At 39.0% G+C, this 17,156-nt stretch carries 14 protein-coding genes and 1 riboswitch; of the genes, 10 read left to right on the top strand and 4 right to left on the bottom strand.

The genetic code is table 11. The features are described 5' to 3' along the window. Window positions 1-52: 52 nt before the first annotated feature. Entirely contained in the window at window positions 53-1,759 is a 1,707-nt protein-coding gene (locus ACR65M_RS14320; protein ID WP_440273648.1) for a DUF2207 domain-containing protein, read from the top strand. 111 nt (window positions 1,760-1,870) lie between these two features. Here the strand turns inward: ACR65M_RS14320 and ACR65M_RS14325 are convergent, their stop codons facing one another. Beyond that, the gene (locus ACR65M_RS14325; protein ID WP_440273649.1) at window positions 1,871-3,253 is read right to left on the bottom strand and encodes a Glu/Leu/Phe/Val family dehydrogenase; all 1,383 of its coding nucleotides are present in this window, start codon (window positions 3,251-3,253) and stop codon (window positions 1,871-1,873) included. Window positions 3,254-3,408: 155 nt separating this feature from the next. On the opposite strand from ACR65M_RS14325, the gene ACR65M_RS14330 reads away from it, so the two are divergent. The 9 genes from ACR65M_RS14330 to ACR65M_RS14370 all read left to right on the top strand — a co-directional run bounded on the left by ACR65M_RS14330 (window position 3,409) and on the right by ACR65M_RS14370 (window position 13,742). Then, window positions 3,409-4,749: an FAD-dependent oxidoreductase gene (locus ACR65M_RS14330; protein WP_341329852.1), complete on the top strand. Its 1,341-nt coding sequence runs from the start codon at window positions 3,409-3,411 to the stop codon at window positions 4,747-4,749. A 125-nt stretch (window positions 4,750-4,874) separates the two neighbouring features. Next, window positions 4,875-4,922: riboswitch (PreQ1 riboswitch) on the top strand. Between the two features lie 118 nt (window positions 4,923-5,040). Then, window positions 5,041-5,541 (top strand): preQ(1) synthase, encoded by a 501-nt coding sequence (gene queF, locus ACR65M_RS14335; RefSeq protein ID WP_121446832.1) that lies wholly within the window; start codon window positions 5,041-5,043, stop codon window positions 5,539-5,541. A gap of 255 nt (window positions 5,542-5,796) precedes the next feature. Further along, a complete protein-coding gene (locus tag ACR65M_RS14340) occupies window positions 5,797-7,380 on the top strand; it encodes an ABC transporter substrate-binding protein (RefSeq protein ID WP_440273650.1) in 1,584 nt (527 codons plus the stop codon). A 68-nt stretch (window positions 7,381-7,448) separates the two neighbouring features. Then, the gene (locus tag ACR65M_RS14345; protein WP_341329854.1) at window positions 7,449-8,402 is read left to right on the top strand and encodes an ABC transporter permease; all 954 of its coding nucleotides are present in this window, start codon (window positions 7,449-7,451) and stop codon (window positions 8,400-8,402) included. Between the two features lie 9 nt (window positions 8,403-8,411). Next, complete coding sequence (locus ACR65M_RS14350; protein WP_121446829.1) at window positions 8,412-9,308, top strand: ABC transporter permease subunit; 897 nt, start codon at window positions 8,412-8,414, stop codon at window positions 9,306-9,308. A gap of 324 nt (window positions 9,309-9,632) precedes the next feature. Then, window positions 9,633-10,643, top strand: coding sequence for an ABC transporter ATP-binding protein (locus ACR65M_RS14355; RefSeq protein ID WP_341329855.1), 1,011 nt, complete (start codon window positions 9,633-9,635; stop codon window positions 10,641-10,643). Next, complete coding sequence (locus ACR65M_RS14360) at window positions 10,630-11,613, top strand: ABC transporter ATP-binding protein (protein WP_341329856.1); 984 nt, start codon at window positions 10,630-10,632, stop codon at window positions 11,611-11,613. Before ACR65M_RS14355 ends, ACR65M_RS14360 begins: the two co-directional genes overlap by 14 nt. 23 nt (window positions 11,614-11,636) lie before the next feature. Next, the gene (locus ACR65M_RS14365) at window positions 11,637-12,770 is read left to right on the top strand and encodes a M20 family metallopeptidase (protein ID WP_341329857.1); all 1,134 of its coding nucleotides are present in this window, start codon (window positions 11,637-11,639) and stop codon (window positions 12,768-12,770) included. A 33-nt stretch (window positions 12,771-12,803) separates the two neighbouring features. Next, window positions 12,804-13,742 (top strand): ATP-grasp domain-containing protein, encoded by a 939-nt coding sequence (locus tag ACR65M_RS14370; RefSeq protein ID WP_341329858.1) that lies wholly within the window; start codon window positions 12,804-12,806, stop codon window positions 13,740-13,742. 28 nt (window positions 13,743-13,770) lie between these two features. On the opposite strand, the gene ACR65M_RS14375 is transcribed toward ACR65M_RS14370, so the two are convergent. The 3 genes from ACR65M_RS14375 to ACR65M_RS14385 form a co-directional block, all read right to left on the bottom strand. Next, window positions 13,771-14,952, bottom strand: a complete 1,182-nt coding sequence (locus ACR65M_RS14375; protein ID WP_341329859.1) for an MFS transporter — start codon at window positions 14,950-14,952, stop codon at window positions 13,771-13,773. A gap of 163 nt (window positions 14,953-15,115) precedes the next feature. Then, complete coding sequence (locus tag ACR65M_RS14380) at window positions 15,116-16,258, bottom strand: coiled-coil domain-containing protein (protein ID WP_341329860.1); 1,143 nt, start codon at window positions 16,256-16,258, stop codon at window positions 15,116-15,118. A 412-nt stretch (window positions 16,259-16,670) separates the two neighbouring features. After that, on the bottom strand, window positions 16,671-17,090 hold the full coding sequence (locus ACR65M_RS14385) for an acyl-CoA thioesterase (protein ID WP_341329861.1): 420 nt from the start codon (window positions 17,088-17,090) through the stop codon (window positions 16,671-16,673). Window positions 17,091-17,156: the final 66 nt, after the last annotated feature.

A 17,156-nucleotide genomic window follows, 5' to 3' on the forward strand; every position in this document is an offset into this window, starting at 1 on the left:
GAAACCATATGGGGTGTTTATTCGTATTCATAAGTATGAAGGAGGGGACGGCATGCGTGCAAAAATGGGAGGCATCATATTATTACTAGTATTCCTTTTACTTTTTCCGATGCAAGGTTTTGCGGTCGATTTTTGGATCAATGATGTAAAAATGGATGCGCAGTTGCAGGATGATGGTACTGTTCACGTAACAGAAACACATACATATGAATTTGATGGTGAGTTTAACGGGATAACAAGGACTGTCATCCCGAAGGAAGGAAGTACGATTAAGGACTTTTCCGCTACTGAAAATGGATCGGAGTTACGAGTAAAAAAGGAAGATGAACTTTATAAAATTTATCGTAAGGGTGAGGACGAGACAATAACAGTCACACTTACCTATACGATTGAAAAGGGATTAGAAATTTACGAGGATGTAGCCCAATTTTATTGGCCATTTTTTGATAGTCGGAATGAGGCAACTTATGAAAACCTCGTTATCACAGTTCGTCCGCCACAATCAACAAACGACGTGATCGCCTTCGGGTATGATGAGGCATTTCAAAAGGAAACTGTGAAATCGGACGGCTCTGTTGTCTATCAGTTCGGAGAGGTTCCGAGTGAAACAAATGGAGATATTCGAATTGCTTATGATGTAAATCTTTTTTCTGGAGCAGGCTATGTAACCTCTGATAAACCGATGAAAGCAGAAATTATGAATGCCAAAAATGAACTATTTGCAGAAGCGCAGGAATGGACAGAGACACAAGACACTCTTTCTAAGGTTGCGATTGTGTTAGTACCGCTTTTAGCATTAGTCTTTATTCTCATAATGATTCGAAATCGGATGGAAGGTCGAGCAAAGTTAGCTATGGTAAAAAGGGAGATGACAAATCCTGGTGCGCTCCCAAAACAGGATATCAGCTTGCCTGCAACTATCCGTTTTACTAACTACAATTATTTACCGCAAGGGCAGTCGATGGCAGCTGCGTTATTGGATTTGGTGAGGAAGAAAATGGTTAGACAGGTGACAGATGAAAAATTTCAGCTTATGAATCAGTCAGGGGTACTGCCACATGAGAGTATATTAATTGAGTGGTTATTTGAAAAGATTGGCCAAAATGGGGAGTTTAGTTTTAAAGACCTAGAAGATTATTCAAAAAACAAGAAGAACTCTGATAGTTACTCAGGCTTCCAACTGAAATGGGGCGAGTCAATTCGAAACGAAATTAAGGAACGCAATCTCTATGAGGATAAATCAAAGTTCAAATTGGTTCTTGGGCTGTTAAGCATTTTACTGGTTCCATTTTTAATCTTGTTCCCAATGTATGAGTTATTTTCCTGGTTTGTTTTGGATTTGATTTTGTTTGGAGGAATTATCATCTATTTGATTGCCTATCGACCAAAAAATATAGATGGTTTGCGAATTTACCATGAATGGTTACTGTTCAAAGAGAGATACAAAACATTGTCATCGGATGAATGGAAAAAATGGTCAGAAGATGACCAGATGCGTGCCTATATTTACGGATTTGGTATGGGAGACAAGGAAATGAAAAAGCAGAACGAGGATCTGATATCCGCAATCACTAAGCCTTATTACAATAATAGCACTGGTTTTTATCCTTATTCGGTAGCCTCATTTGGCTATGTTGGACCAAATGCCTCAACCCACTTTGATTCTGCCAATGAACTCATTGGAAGTGGAAGCAGCAGTTCGAGCAGCACAGGCGGTGGTGGAACCGGTGGCGGCGGAGGCGGTTCTGGAGCGTTTTAGGGACACAGGGACAGGTTCCGCGTCCCACCATATTTTTACAGGGACACTGTACCTGTCCCTCTGACCCACAAAATAAAAGCGGTAGCCCACGGGCTACCGCAATAACTAATCTCAATATAATTTTCCCTGTCGATATAGGACAGTAGATAGTCTTGTGACGGCATGAATATAACAGTTTTGACGCAGGGTGAATGAGTCCCCATAGAACGTTGGTAAGATTGCATCCAATGTTGCCTTCATTTTATTCAATAGCTGACTGAACACTTCTTCCTCGGAATAAAATTGTGTTTCACGACCCTGTAGCCACTCTAGGTAAGAAACGATAACGCCACCTGCGTTTGCAAGAATGTCCGGTATAATCAGGACACCTTTTTTACTTAAGAAATTGTCTGCTTCCTGTGTTATAGGGGCATTCGCACCCTCTAAAATAATAGGTGCTTTAATTTTCTCCATATTATTCTTATGGATTTGATCCTCTAAAGCAGCGAGAATCAGAGTATCTACTTCTAAATAAAGGATAGCCTCTCGGTCAAGAATTTCAGCCTTGACACCAGCTGCAGCTAGCTCCTTATCAGAAATAGGGAGATCCCCTTTATTGCTCTTAGTGAATTTTACAAGAGAAGGGATGTTTAAACCGTCCTCATTAAATAAAGTAACATTCCGGTCACTAACAGCTACAACTTTATTTTGTAAATGAGAACATTGATAAGCCTCTAGAGCTGCGACAGAGCCAACATTACCGAAGCCTTGCACCGCGAGCCTCATGGCTTGGTTTTCAAATTTGACCACTGTATTTGAAAACACATTATCAGTTTTCGTAAGTAGACTCTTTTGATTTTGAAGAAAATCATGAAATAGATATCGGAACGTAAAATAGACGCCTTTCCCGGTAGCTTCTCGTCGTCCTAATGAACCACCATTAACCACGCTCTTTCCGGTAAAACTCCCGCGATAGGGTGTGCCAGGTCGAATGCTTTTATACTCTGCCATCATCCAATCCATCTCGCGTTCACCTGAACCAACATCTGGTGCTGGAATATCTTTATCAGGACCAAGACTATCTGAAAAGTAACGAACATATTTTTTGCAAATTAGATGTAGTTCTTTTTCGGAAAGTGTTCTAGGATTGATAACGAGTCCGCCTTTGCCTCCACCAAAAGGAACGTCATGAAGTGCATTCTTTAATGTCATCAGAGAAGCAAGGTTAATTACTTCATCTTCGTTGACTGTTTCGTGAAAACGGATTCCACCCTTATAAGGACCTAACGCATTATTATGCTGGACACGGTAGGCTGGGATACGAACCACCTGACCATTTTCTAACGGGATTCTTAAAAAAGACTTATGAACATGATTCGGGGTTGATAGTATTGAGGCTAGTGAGGTAAAAGCTTGCTCACGGGTTTCCCCAGATAACTCTGGAATAAACGTGTCATCCTTCATTAATGCATCTAATGATTCTTGGACAATCAACTTTGTTTTATTCAATTCCATTCCTCCTTGTTGAAAGCGTTATTACACCTATAATTGTAACATATAGACGGTGTAAATGTTGGTCTGGGACTCTGTACCCTTGTCCCAAGGAATAGGAGCGTTGCTCTACATAAAACTGGCGGATGGAAGGAAAATACTAGAGTGGAGGGATATTGATGAAATATATTATTATTGGTGGCGATGCAGCGGGAATGAGTGCTGCTATGCAAATTGTACGGAATAGCTCAGGGAATTCGATTACTGTGTTCGAGAAGGGTGGAATCTATTCATATGGTCAATGTGGGTTGCCTTATGTAATAGGTGGGAAGATTGAGTCCACAGACAAGGTGATTGCAAGAACACAACAAGAATTCATAGAAAAGTATGAGATTGATGCAAGGGTATTTCATGAGGCGAAGAGCATTGATGCGAAACATAAGGTTGTACGAGGAATTAACCTGTCCACGGGAGAAAACTTTGAACAAGCATATGACCGTTTGCTAATTGCGACGGGTGCCAGTCCAGTTGTCCCAAATTGGGAAGGAAGTTCACTTCAAGGCGTCTTCACGCTAAAAACAATACCAGATACTGAAGAAATTTTAGATTATGTATACAAGGGGTTCCGTGATGTCAAAGACGTAACAATCATCGGTGGTGGTTATATAGGTCTTGAAATGGCAGAAAGCTTTTCGGAAATAGGAAAAAACGTCACCATCATTGAAAGAAATGATCAGCTTGCTGGAATTTTTGATCGAGATCTTGCTGAACTCATTCACGAAGAGGCAAAGAAACATAATCTAACACTAAGATTTGGTGAATCAGTAGAAGGTTTTATTGGAAATAACTTTGTTGAATCCGTAAAAACGGATAAAGGCAGTGTCAAAACAGATTTGGTTTTAATTGCCGTAGGAGTGAAGCCAAATACAGCGTTTATTAATGGTACGGGAATTGTAACAGGAATAAAGGGAGCGATCCAAGTAAATTCGAATATGCAAACAAATCTGGATGATATCTTTGCAGCGGGTGACTGCGCAACACAGTATCACCGAATCAAGGAGCGGGATGATTATATTCCTCTTGGTACTCATGCCAACAAGCAGGGGCAGATCGCTGGCTTGAATATGGTCAATTTACATAAAACCTTTAAAGGCGTAGTTGGGACATCAATTATCAAGTTTTTTGATTTAACACTTGGTCGAACCGGGCTATCAGAAAAAGAAGCGGAGAGGTTGAATATGCCAACTGCTTCTGTCACAATCCGTGCGCGAGACATTGCGGGCTATTATCCGGATGCAAAGAAGATGTCCTTGAAATTAATCTACCATAAAGTAACCCGCAAGCTTCTTGGGGGACAAATTATTGGCGAGAATGGCGTAGACAAACGAATTGACGTCCTATCCACGGCCCTCTTTCACAGTATGTCTATTGATGAATTAATGGATTTAGATTTAGCATATGCACCACCATACAATGGTGTTTGGGATCCCATTCAGCAGGCGGCAAGAAAAGCAAAATGAGGATACAGGCTCTTGTCTCTTGTACCCTGCCAAAAATTGGTGGGACAAGGGACCTGTCCCTGTGACCCACCATGCTTGACGATTTTGGGGGGGTCTTATATTATATGGGAAGATACTTGGTTTAATCGAGAGAGGTTCATAGCTCATAACCCTCTATAAAAAACTATGGATACATGACTATGATGCCATGTCCATATTGGACGTGGCTTTTTATATGTTTGTCCAATTTAGTTTGAAAAGAATAATAGAAGGTTAAGATGTTGGGACAACATTTTACAGGGAGGTTTTTTCATGTCAGGAAGAAGTCATGAAGAAGGATTGAAAGATTTAACATTACTTGGAAATCAAAATACAAAATATAGTTTTGAGTACGCACCAGAGGTGTTAGAGTCTGTTGATAATTTACATCCAGACCGGGATTATTTCGTGAAGTTCAATTGTCCGGAGTTTACGAGTCTTTGCCCACTGACACATCAGCCGGATTTTGCAACGATGTACATTTCGTATGTTCCAGATAAGAAAATCGTAGAAAGCAAGTCTTTAAAGCTGTATTTATTTAGTTTCCGAAACCATGGTGATTTTCACGAAGATTGCGTGAACATCATTATGAATGATCTTATTAAATTATTGGATCCACGTTATATCGAGGTATGGGGCAAGTTTACTCCACGCGGGGGCATTTCGATTGATCCTTGGTGTAATTATGGGAAACCTGGTACGAAATATGAGGAAATGGCACAATTTCGTTTGATGAACCACGACCTCTATCCTGAAAAAGTAGATAACCGATAAGGATTTTTTTCTATATGCAAATGCACACGTGTCAATAACGTGTGCATTTTTTATGCTTTGAAAAGCTGGTAAATAATGCTTCTTATAAATGTAATCCCTTTTACTTGACATGGGCGAAATAAAATAGTTAAATCGTATATGTTTAGTAGGAATTAATTTTTTGATAAATCTCTCTTATAAGATAAATAAAAAAGCTTAAAAGAGTAGTAGCAGTACTAAACGTACAAGATTACATATCATCGGGGGGTAATGACATTGAAAAAACGAACAAAACTCATTTCAGTATTATTACTAAGTGCACTTCTTTTTCTTGCAGCATGTGGTAATAATGAAGCTTCAAAATCAGGCTCTGACTCAAAAGAGGCGACAATTAATAAGGATGCAGAATTAAATATCGCATATCCTACAAATCTACAAACCTTAGATCCACATTTAACAACAAATCAATCAACAAGAGACGTAGCAAGACAAATATTTGAACAGCTTTTGACACTTAATGAGAACTATGAAGTAGTTCCGATGTTGGCTGAATCATACAAAGTAAGTGATGACGGTCTTACATACACATTTAAACTAAGACAAGGTGTAAAGTTTCATAATGGAGAAGAAATGAAAGCAGATGATGTTGTAGCTTCTATGGAAAAATGGATGAAAACATCGACTCAAGGTAAAGCAAACTTAAGTGGTGCACAATTTGTTGAGGTTGATCCGTACACTGTAGAATTGCATATTGATAAGCCGTCTTTAATTGTTCCTTTTGTACTGGCTGATGCAGCTCCGTTCCCAGCAATTGTTCCAAAAGAATCAGTTGAAGCGGCTGGTGATACTGGATTAACAGAATATATCGGTACAGGTCCATTTAAGCTTGAAGAATGGAAAGTTGATCAACATATTCACTTAACACGATTTGATGAATACGTAGCAAGAGAAGACGAAAGCAGTGGTCTTGGAGGAAAGAAAGAAGCGCTTGTAAAAGATGTATACTTCCGCATTGTCACAGATGAATCTACACGGGTATCAGGTGTTACAACCGGCCAATATGATATTGCATTTGAAGTTCCGTTTGACAGTGCAGATCAAATTGAATCAACTGATGGTGTAACGAATGTATTTGACGAAGGTGGAATTGCTACCTATGTATTTAACAAAAAGTCAGGTCCATTTTCTGACTTGAAATTAAGAGAAGCGTTTAATACCGCTCTTAATGCAGAGGAAGCAATGATTGCTGCTTATAGTGATGATCGTTTCTACACATTAGATTCTGGTCTTGCATTACCAAACCAGGTTAACTGGCATAGTGATGCTGCGAAGGAAAAATATAATATAGGTGACATTGAAAAGGCTAAAAAGTTAGTAGAGGAATCAAGCTATAACGGTGAGGAAATTGTTATATTAGCAACGAAAGACTACACCGACCAGTACAATTTAGCTGTGGTTGCTCAACAAGTTCTTGAAAGCATTGGTATAAAAGCGAAGTTAGATGTATATGACTGGCCAACAGTTCAAGAAAGACGAGTAGATCCAAATAACTTTGATATGTTTGCCATGACATTTGCCGTTAGACCAACGATTCACCAAAATCCATTCCTGGATTCTAAAGCAGAGTATCCTGGTTGGACAAATAGTGAAAAAATTGACCAATTACTTGTAGATATTAAATCAGCTTCATCATTTGAAGATGCAAAACCATTAATTGATGAGCTTCAAACAGAGGTTTGGAATTACTTACCGGTGGCTAAGGTTGGTAATATCCAAGACTTAGTAGCTGTAAGTGATGATGTAAAGGGTTATAAAAATCTCATTGGCCCAATCTTATGGAATGTCAGTAAGAGTGAATAAGGTGAAGCTCCAGCGATGAAGGCGGTAAGCTAGATCGCCTTCATTCATAAATAAAGGATGATGATAAATTGCTAAAGTATATTGTACAACGATTATTTTCATTACTTCCCATATTGCTGGTAGTTGCCATAGTAGTCTTTTTCTTGGCCCATCTGACACCAGGTGATCCCGTTACTGTTCTTCTTGGAGATGAAGCTTCAGAAGAGACCAAAGCCGAGTTACGAAAGGAACTCGGTTTTGATTTACCTCTTTATACTCAGTTCATCCTGTGGTTCAAAGGGGCTATCTTAGGTGATTTAGGAGATTCCTATTTTCTGAAAATGCCAGTAACACAAGCGTTTTTTGAATATTTAGGACCGACTTTATCATTGGCCATCATCTCGCAAATAATTGCGATTATTGTGGCTCTTGTTCTTGGTGTCTTGGCAGCAAAAAAGAGAGGCACTTTCATGGATCAGGCAGTTATGGGAATATCTCTCTTTGGTATTTCAGTACCTAGCTTTCTAGTAGGTTTATTTTTAATCTTAATTTTTTCCGTTCAATTGCAATGGCTTCCTGTTGCAGGCTATCGTCCTTTAAGTGATGGGTTGGGGGAACATCTCCGTTATCTAATCCTACCTGCAATAGCCCTTGGCATGATGCAAGCTGCGTTAATTGCAAGAATGACGCGGTCTTCGATGCTAGATGTAATGAAAACCAATTATATAAAAACGGCTAAATCCAAGGGGTTACATCCAAACAAAATTACCTTCAAGCATGCTCTCCGTAGTGCATTTATTCCAATCTTAACCGTCATCGGGGAAAGCTTTGGAACGTTAATTACAGGTGCAGCTGTTGTTGAAACTGTATTTAATATTCCTGGAATTGGACAATTAATTGTTAACTCAATCGAGAGAAGAGATTTTCCTGTTATTCAAGGAACAGTTTTAATGATCACTGTAACATACGTTTTATTAAATTTAGTGATTGATTTGCTTTACGGCGTGGTTGACCCGCGAGTTCGCTTAAATCAGAGAAAATGAGGAGATTACATGAAGAGTGAAATACAAGTAAGCAAGCCATCGACTCTTTTCGTAAAAAAACAACGTAATTGGACACGGGTCTTATCTAACAATATGCTCCTTACTGGTTTAATCATCATTTCGATATTAACCATCATTGCTCTTTTAGCACCGGTTTTAGCACCATTTAGCCCTTATGAAATTAATCCACAGAACCGACTCCAGCCACCAAGTGGAGAGCACTGGTTTGGAACAGATAACTTTGGTAGAGATTTATTTACAAGGGTCCTTTATGGAATACGGGTATCTATAATAGTTGGTCTTTCAGTTGCAATTATTACGGGGATTATTGGTTTAGTGATTGGCCTATTATCTGCTTATTTTAATGTGCTTGATCATATTCTAATGAGAATAGTCGATGGTCTGTATGCTTTCCCTTCTATTCTTTTAGCAATGGCAATAGTGGCTGTAAGAGGACCAAATACAGTAAACGTGATGATTGCTCTCGTGATTGTCTATATTCCTTCCATCGCAAGGGTAGTTCGATCCGCGGCATTAGTGGTAAAGGAGCAAACATATATTGAAGCACTAAAGGCACAAGGGGCAAGTACATGGAGGATACTAGTTATTCACACCATTCCCAACGTACTTTCGCCGGTTATTATTCAAACAACCTTTATATTTGCTGTTTCCATTTTAACAGAAGCTTCATTAAGCTTCTTGGGTGCAGGGATTCCAGCGCCGGAACCAAGCTTAGGAAATATATTGTTTGATGGGAAAAGCGTAATCTATAAGGCGTGGTGGATGACCGTATTTCCGGGTAGTTTCATCGTCCTCCTTGTTCTTGGATTAAACCTTGCAGGTGATGGTCTTAGAGATATAATGGATCCAAAAATTGTCCATGCAAAGCGAAGAAAGAGTCTTTAAAGTGAGTGTTTAAAAAGGAGGATGAAAAGGACCACGTCGACAAAAACGCCACGGCCTCATGTCTTGTCGACACTAGCACATCCTGTGCGTCGAAAGTTCGAGGCGGCGCAGCTTTGAGTACCGGAACGTATGCATTTAATACGTGAGGAACGCAAAAGCAAGCCAACGAGCTTCCACAGGATGTGGTGACTTCGACGTTCGACACAGGACGTGTCGGCACTTAGTCGAAGCTCCGATATAGCAGTGTCATCTTCACCGGACTTTTTAAACTTCTTCTTGTAAAAAAATAGAATTGTAGAATTTGTACCATTAGGAGGGGAGAGCATGAACAGCGACTATTTACTACAGATTGATAAATTAAGAGTTTCTTTCTGGACAGAGAAAGGGCGTTTAACGGCTGTTGAAGATGCTTCCTTTTATATAAAGCAGGGTGAAACACTAGGGGTTGTTGGTGAGTCAGGTTGCGGTAAGAGTGTTACTGCGGAGTCTATCCTGAAATTACACGATGACCAATTGACTGATTATGAAGGAACAATTTCCTATCATAATCAGAACCTTTTAACAGAATCTGAAAAATCCCTTAGAAAAATAAGAGGGAATGAAATTTCAATGATTTTTCAAGACCCAATGAGTTCACTAAACCCCGTCTATACAATTGGCGATCAAATTGTTGAATCGTTGAGATTACACAAAAAAATGTCAAAGAAGGACGCCTATCAAAAAGCGATTGAGGTCCTGCGATTAACAGGGATTCCTTCTCCTGAACAAAGAGTTCATGATTACCCTCATCAACTTTCAGGCGGAATGCGGCAAAGGGTTATGATAGCCCTTGCGATTTGTTGTGAGCCAACCCTGTTAATTGCGGATGAGCCAACGACTGCATTAGATGTAACGATTCAAGCGCAAATCTTGGATGTGATGAAAGATCTTCAAAAGAAAACAAGTATGGGGATTATGATGATTACCCATGATTTAGCGGTTGTTGCAGAGACATGTGATCGAGTTGTCGTTATGTATCTCGGTCAGGTTATCGAGGAAACAGATGTGAAGGATTTGTTCAATCAACCACTTCACCCATATACAATCGGCCTATTAAAATCAATGCCAAACATGGATAGTGATCGAACAAAAGAACTCCATGAAATCAATGGTTCTGTACCATCTCTTCATCAAATTCCACAAGGGTGTCGATTTGCGGGTAGATGTGAATTTGCAACAGAAAAATGTAGAAATGAAGCTCCAATACTTGAGGAAGTAACAGACTCACATAAGGTAAGATGCTGGCATTATCAAGAAATTTCCTTGAAGAGGGGGGCTTCAAATGGCGATTCCTAAAGAAAAAGAACCAATCATAAAAGTAAAAAATTTAAAGAAGTCCTTCACAGCGGCGTCTTCATCCTTTTTTAAGAAAAATGTAGTCAGGGCCGTAAATGATGTTTCCTTCGAGATCTATGAAGGTGAGACATTTGGAATTGTTGGAGAATCTGGTTGTGGTAAAAGTACGACGGGCCGAACAATCCTGAGACTGACTGAACCGTCAGGGGGAGAGGTTTTTTATCATAATCAAAATATCTTTGACATGAAAGAGAAGCAATTTCGGACAATTCGTCAGGATTTGCAGATGATATTTCAAGATCCCTATGCATCGCTAGATCCTAAAAAAAGAATAGGATATAGCCTTGAAGAATCGATGATTATTCAAAAAATCGGTACGAAAGCAGAGCGAAAGGAAAGAGTGCTAGACCTTCTTGAACAGGTTGGTTTCAGTAAAGAGCACTATGATAAGTTTCCACATGAATTCTCTGGTGGCCAAAGACAACGAATTGGAATTGCGCGTGCACTCGTGTTAAACCCTAAGTTTATCGTTTGTGATGAACCTGTTTCAGCACTTGATGTTTCGATTCAGTCACAAATTCTTAACTTGCTAAGAAAACTTCAAAACGACCTAAAGCTATCTTATTTATTTATCGGTCATGACTTGAGTGTGGTACGGTATATTGCGGACCGAATCGGAGTGATGTATCTCGGTGAAATGGTTGAAAAGGCACCAACTGATGAACTATTTAAAAATCCATTACACCCGTATACTCAATCTTTATTGTCAGCAGTTCCGATTCCTGACCCAGAAAGTAGAAGGGAACGGATTATTTTAAAAGGGGACGTTCCATCACCACTTTCCGTTCCGAGTGGGTGTGTGTTTCATACACGTTGTCCATATGCGACAGAACGATGCAGATTAGAAAAGCCAGTTAAAGTTCAAGTGGATGGTAATCATGAAGTACAATGCCATCTATATGATGAATAATTGATCTAAGGAAGTGTCTAAAAGTGAAGGATAACATTATTGGTAAAGAGGATAAGATGCTTGAGTTAATTGAAACTCTTGTCAATATTGACAGTGGTACATACGTCAAGCACGGTGTTGACAAGGTTGGAAAGGTTCTTCTTGAAGAATATAAATCTATCGGGTTTCAAGCGGAAATCGATGAACAAGAAATTGTCGGAAATAATCTTTTAATACGCCATCCAGAAGCTGTCAATCCTCAAATTGTGATTATTGCACATATGGATACTGTGTTTAAAGAAGGGACAGTTGCGGAAAGACCTTTCAGAAAGGAAGGAGAGTACGCCTATGGACCTGGTGTAATTGATATGAAGTCAAGCCAAGTTACGACCCTATTTGCTCTTAAGGCATTAATAGAAAGCGGAAGCAATGCCCATAAGAATGTAGAAATCATCCTAAATACGGATGAGGAAATTGGTTCTATCTACTCTAGAGAACTGATTGAAAGAATAGCTAAAGATAAAAAATATGCACTTATCCTTGAACCTGCGCAAAATGGAAATTTGGTAAGCGAGCGTAAAGGCGGGGGTAAGTACTTACTAAAAATTACAGGGAAGTCTTCACATGCAGGGGTTGCTCCTGAAAATGGAATTAGTGCAATTGAGGAACTAGGGAATAAAATCATAAAGTTGCACAAATTAACAAACCGAGATGAAGGAATCAATGTAAATGTCGGAATTGTAAAAGGTGGAACGTCCGTCAATACGATAGCACCTTATGCTGAAGCTTTTATAGATGTAAGAATCAATACTGCTGAACAAGGAGATGCCATTGACAAGGCGATCAAAGAAATTTGTAGCAAATCGGATGTGCCAGGTACAACACTTGAATTGACAGGAAAGATTACGAGACCGGCATGGGTGTTAACTGAGAAGTCGGAGAAGCTTATTGATATTATAGTAGATGAAGGGAAAAAGCTAGGTCTTGAACTTTCTCATGAAAAAAGTGGTGGAGGTTCAGACGGAAATTTAACTGGATATATGGGTATTCCATCGATAGATGGGCTTGGCCCCGAAGGTGGAAATGCCCATGAGGAATCAGAGTTTCTTTATATTCCTTCCCTTGCAGTAAGAACAAACCTGTTAGCAAATGTGATTCAGAGACTAAGTGATCAATAGGATCAATAGTTAATACGAAGGGAGACGTTCTATATGTCTAAAAAAATATATATTATCCATGAAAATGATGATTGGACTTCACATTTAACAAAACGATTGGATGAGTTAAATTTACCATATGAGGCATGGCATCTTGATAAAGGGGTCATTGATTTAACTGCAGAACCACCAGAAGGTGTTTTTTATAACCGTATGAGTGCTTCTTCACACACAAGGGATCACCGATTTGCTCCTGAATTAACAGGCGGGATTTTAGATTGGCTGGAATTCCATAACCGTACTGTTTTTAATGGTAGTAATGCCCTTCGCCTTGAATTAAGTAAAATCAAGCAATACACAGCACTTGAAAAAAATGGGGTACGCACTCCGAAAACAATTGGGGCCGTGGGCCGTGAGCAAATTATTGAAGCTGCGGAAAAACTAGGAACAGTACCTTTTATTACAAAACATAATCGAGCAGGTAAAGGGCTTGGTGTACAATTATTCCAAACCGTAGAGTCATTAAAGGCATACGTAAATAGCCCTGCATTTGAAGAGCCAGTTGACGGGATTACGCTCATTCAAGAGTATATCCAATCACCAGAATCCTATATTACAAGATCTGAATTTGTTGGCGGCAAGTATGTATATTCTGTACGGGTTGATACGTCAGAAGGATTTGAGCTTTGCCCTGCAGATGCATGTCAAATTGGCGATCTGTTTTGCCCAGTTGGGGAAGAGGTAGAAGTACGTCCTAAGTTCGAAATTATCGATGATGTAGACCCAGAACAGATTGCACGTTACGAAGCATTTCTGAAAGATGTTAACATTGATGTAGCAGGTATTGAGTTTGTGAAAAATGCAGATGGTGAAGTCTTCACCTATGACGTGAATACAAATACCAACTACAACTCCGATGCAGAAGCGAAAGCGGAAAAATACGGAATGCTTGAGCTTGCGAAATTTCTAGGCGAGGCACTAAATAGAATATAAGTTGAACAAACGAAGGGTAGCATGATTGCTACCCTTCGTTTGTTGTTGCCGTATGCATTTTCTTCGTTTTTGCTGTATACATTCTAAATAATATGAAAGCGACAGCGGATAGGAATATACCTGATATGTAGGGTAATCCCATTGAAATTGTATAAAGAAGACCACCTAAAATAGGTCCGAGAATTCGTCCAAGCGAATCGAAGGAGGACAATAATCCTGTGACGCTTCCATGTCCCGTCTTGGAACGCTTCGTAAGTAATGCCGAAACCGCAGGACGAATGATGCCATTTCCTACTCCAAAAATGGTTAAATAAATCGCAGCTGTAACGAAATCCTTTGTAAATAAAATAAGGAAAAAACCTACGGCTGACACGAAAATTCCGATTTGGATGACAAAACCTTCACCAAACTGTTTCGTAAGCCTTCCCACTAATCCACCTTGTACAATCGCTCCAGCGAGTCCCATAATCATAAAAATATAACCGAGCTCAGTAGTTCCCAATCCAGCTTTTTCAGCCGCAAAATAAGCAAACGTAGCTTCAAGCCCTGATAAGGATAATGTGATAAAAAGAGAAAGGAAAAACAGAACACTTTCAGGACCGTTAAGTGCTTTTAACAGACCCGTCCTTTTTCGGTCTTTCGGATGTCTTTGCTCTTTTGATAAAGATTCTTTAAGAACAATCATGACGAGGAAAAAAGTAAGTAAAGACAAAGTACCTGCAATGTAAAATGGCATGTGTAAGTTAGTTTTTGAGAAAATACCACCAATTGCTGGACCAAAGATAAATCCTAGACCAATCGATGCACCAATGACACCCATTCCTTTACCACGGTCTTCCTCAGAGGTAATATCGGCAGCATATGCCATTACGGTTGGCATATTTGCGGCTGAAAGAAAGCCACCAATGATTCTGGCTGCAAACAACATCCATAATTCTGTGGATAAAGCCATTAGAAAGAATGAAACCGCAAGTCCGAAAATACCAATCATAATAACAGGCTTACGTCCAATCCGATCGGAAATTCTTCCCCACATCGGTGCGAACAAGAATTGCATTAATGAATAAACAGCCATGAGTAGTCCTAATTCAGTGGGTGAAGCGCCAAGATCTTCTGCATAAAAGGGTATGACAGGAATAATGATCCCAAACCCAACATAAACCAAGAACATAACTGCAAATAATATAGGTAATGCTTTTTTTGTATTCAACGTATGTCACTCCAGTATGATAGCTTACTTTCCTATCATAAATTAAATGAAAACAATTTGAAAGTAATCAGAGAGAGAGTCACAAAAATATTTTTATAGGACGAATTTATCTCACAAAAAAGCATCTTCAAAGATGAAGATGCTTTAGTCTTGGGCTCGTCCATTACATAACTCGTCTTACGTGCCCCTTAAAATGGTTTTTCCAATAGCCGCTTGTCATATCAGCAATACCAACACCGGTAGAACTTTGTGAGCCGATAAATTTACCGCCACCTATATAAATTCCAACATGACCATCTTTTTTATAGGTGTCGAAGAATACCAAATCACCAGGTTTCATGTTACTAACTGATACTGCAGTACCTTGACCTCTTAAAACACTTGTACTAGAACCAACATTTACACCAGCTTGAGCGAATGCCCAATGTACAAATCCAGAGCAATCGAATCGACCGTTTGCAATATCATATGCACTTCTTCCGCCACCAAATACATAGACGGAGTTTCCTATGTATTTATATCCTGCATTAATTACAGTGTTAATTGAACCAGTAACCTTTGGAGTTGAGGTTGGAACTGATGCAGTAACTGTAGCTTTGGCTGTTTTTGTTGCAGGACTAGTTGAAGCAGTTGTGCTAACTGCAGGTGTTGCAGTAATCATACTAGCACGAAGGTCTTCAATGTCCGCTAATGTTTTTTGTTCTTTTGACTTTAGGGCAGCCTTTAAAGCGTCATTTTGTGCTTTTTGGTCTTCAATTTGACCTTGCATGGCTACCAATTCTTCTTTTTCGTCCGTTAATGCAGTAAGAGTCTCCTGAATCTTAGCTTGCTTTTCTTCAACCAGATTGATTGCTTTGGCTTGTTCATCAATTATTTCTTGGTCTGCTTGCATAATTGTAGAGACTGCACTCACACGATTAATAAAATCAGAGAAGCTTTGTGCACCAAAAATTACATCTAGGTAACTAATCGTTCCACCAGATTGTTGCATCATGCGGGCACGTTCTTTTAAAATCTCGTTACGAGCTTCAATTTCTTTTTCAAGCTTTTCAATCTCAGTTTCTAGAGTTTTTACTTCTTCTTCTGATTTCTTAATTTCCGCTTCTGTTTGAGCGATCATTTTACGGTTATCTTCAATCGCTTGGTCAACCTTTGCAATTTGAGCATTTAATTCTGCTAATGCTTTTTGTGTATCAGATAGCTCAGTTTGAAGTGAACTCATTGTTTCTGCACTAGTTGATATTACATATGGAGAAAAGGCACTTATCATTAAAGTGGCACTTAAGGTTACGAGTGTCTTTTTCAAGATAATTCCTACTTTCTTACTAATCTACTTAGTCTATATCCGAGTCTTTTACTCTATCATATTATCATAAGTTTCTATAAAATTCTCCATTTGTCGCGAAATTGTTACATATTATTAATATTGTAATGTTACAAAACCTAATAGAATCAAGGTTTCGTAAAATAGCGAATATGTCAATGTCGAAATATATTTGTAATATAAACGGAATATTATTCCTACTAAAGTAGGGTTTAGAGGTCATTGTGCCTTTGAGGAGATTGAAGGAAGTCGGTAACATGAACATGATAGGAGTATTTCGTTGATTTCTCAAATAGTTTGATTGAATGTGAAAACCCTTGGAAAAGAAGAGAAAAAGGCGCTAAACAAACATTTGTTTGAAAAATAGGATTCTACTAGCGCCTTCCTTTTTTGTCTATAAAGCTTCAAATTCCTGTATTCTATGTTTAATGTCATCAGGTATAGGTGTAGATGTTTTAGTAACATTGTTGTAATTTACTTGAATGGTTTCGGCTTCAACTAAGATTTCATCATCTCGTGTTATGATACTCTCAAGGGTGAGGCTGGAAGTACCCAATTTTTTTACCCGAACATAAATCGTGATGAGATCATCTAGTAATGCTGGTTTTTTGTACTCAACTGTACTTTTAACAAGAACGGGTTCAAATTGGGAAGAGTGTTGATTCGTAAGCCAATCCGGCCCAAGAATTTTACGCATGTATTCAGTGAAGCCGATATCGATATAGGTAAGATAATGTGCGTTAAAAACAATTTTTTGACCATCGATTTCAGAATACCTAACACGGATAGTATGTGAAAAATGAAAGTTTTCCAAGCTGTTCCCTCCTTTTTACAAAGTATATTCTGCAAAGAGGGGGTTTTTCCTGCATACTATAATAGA

The sequence above is a fragment of the Ferdinandcohnia sp. SAFN-114 genome (assembly GCF_059415045.1).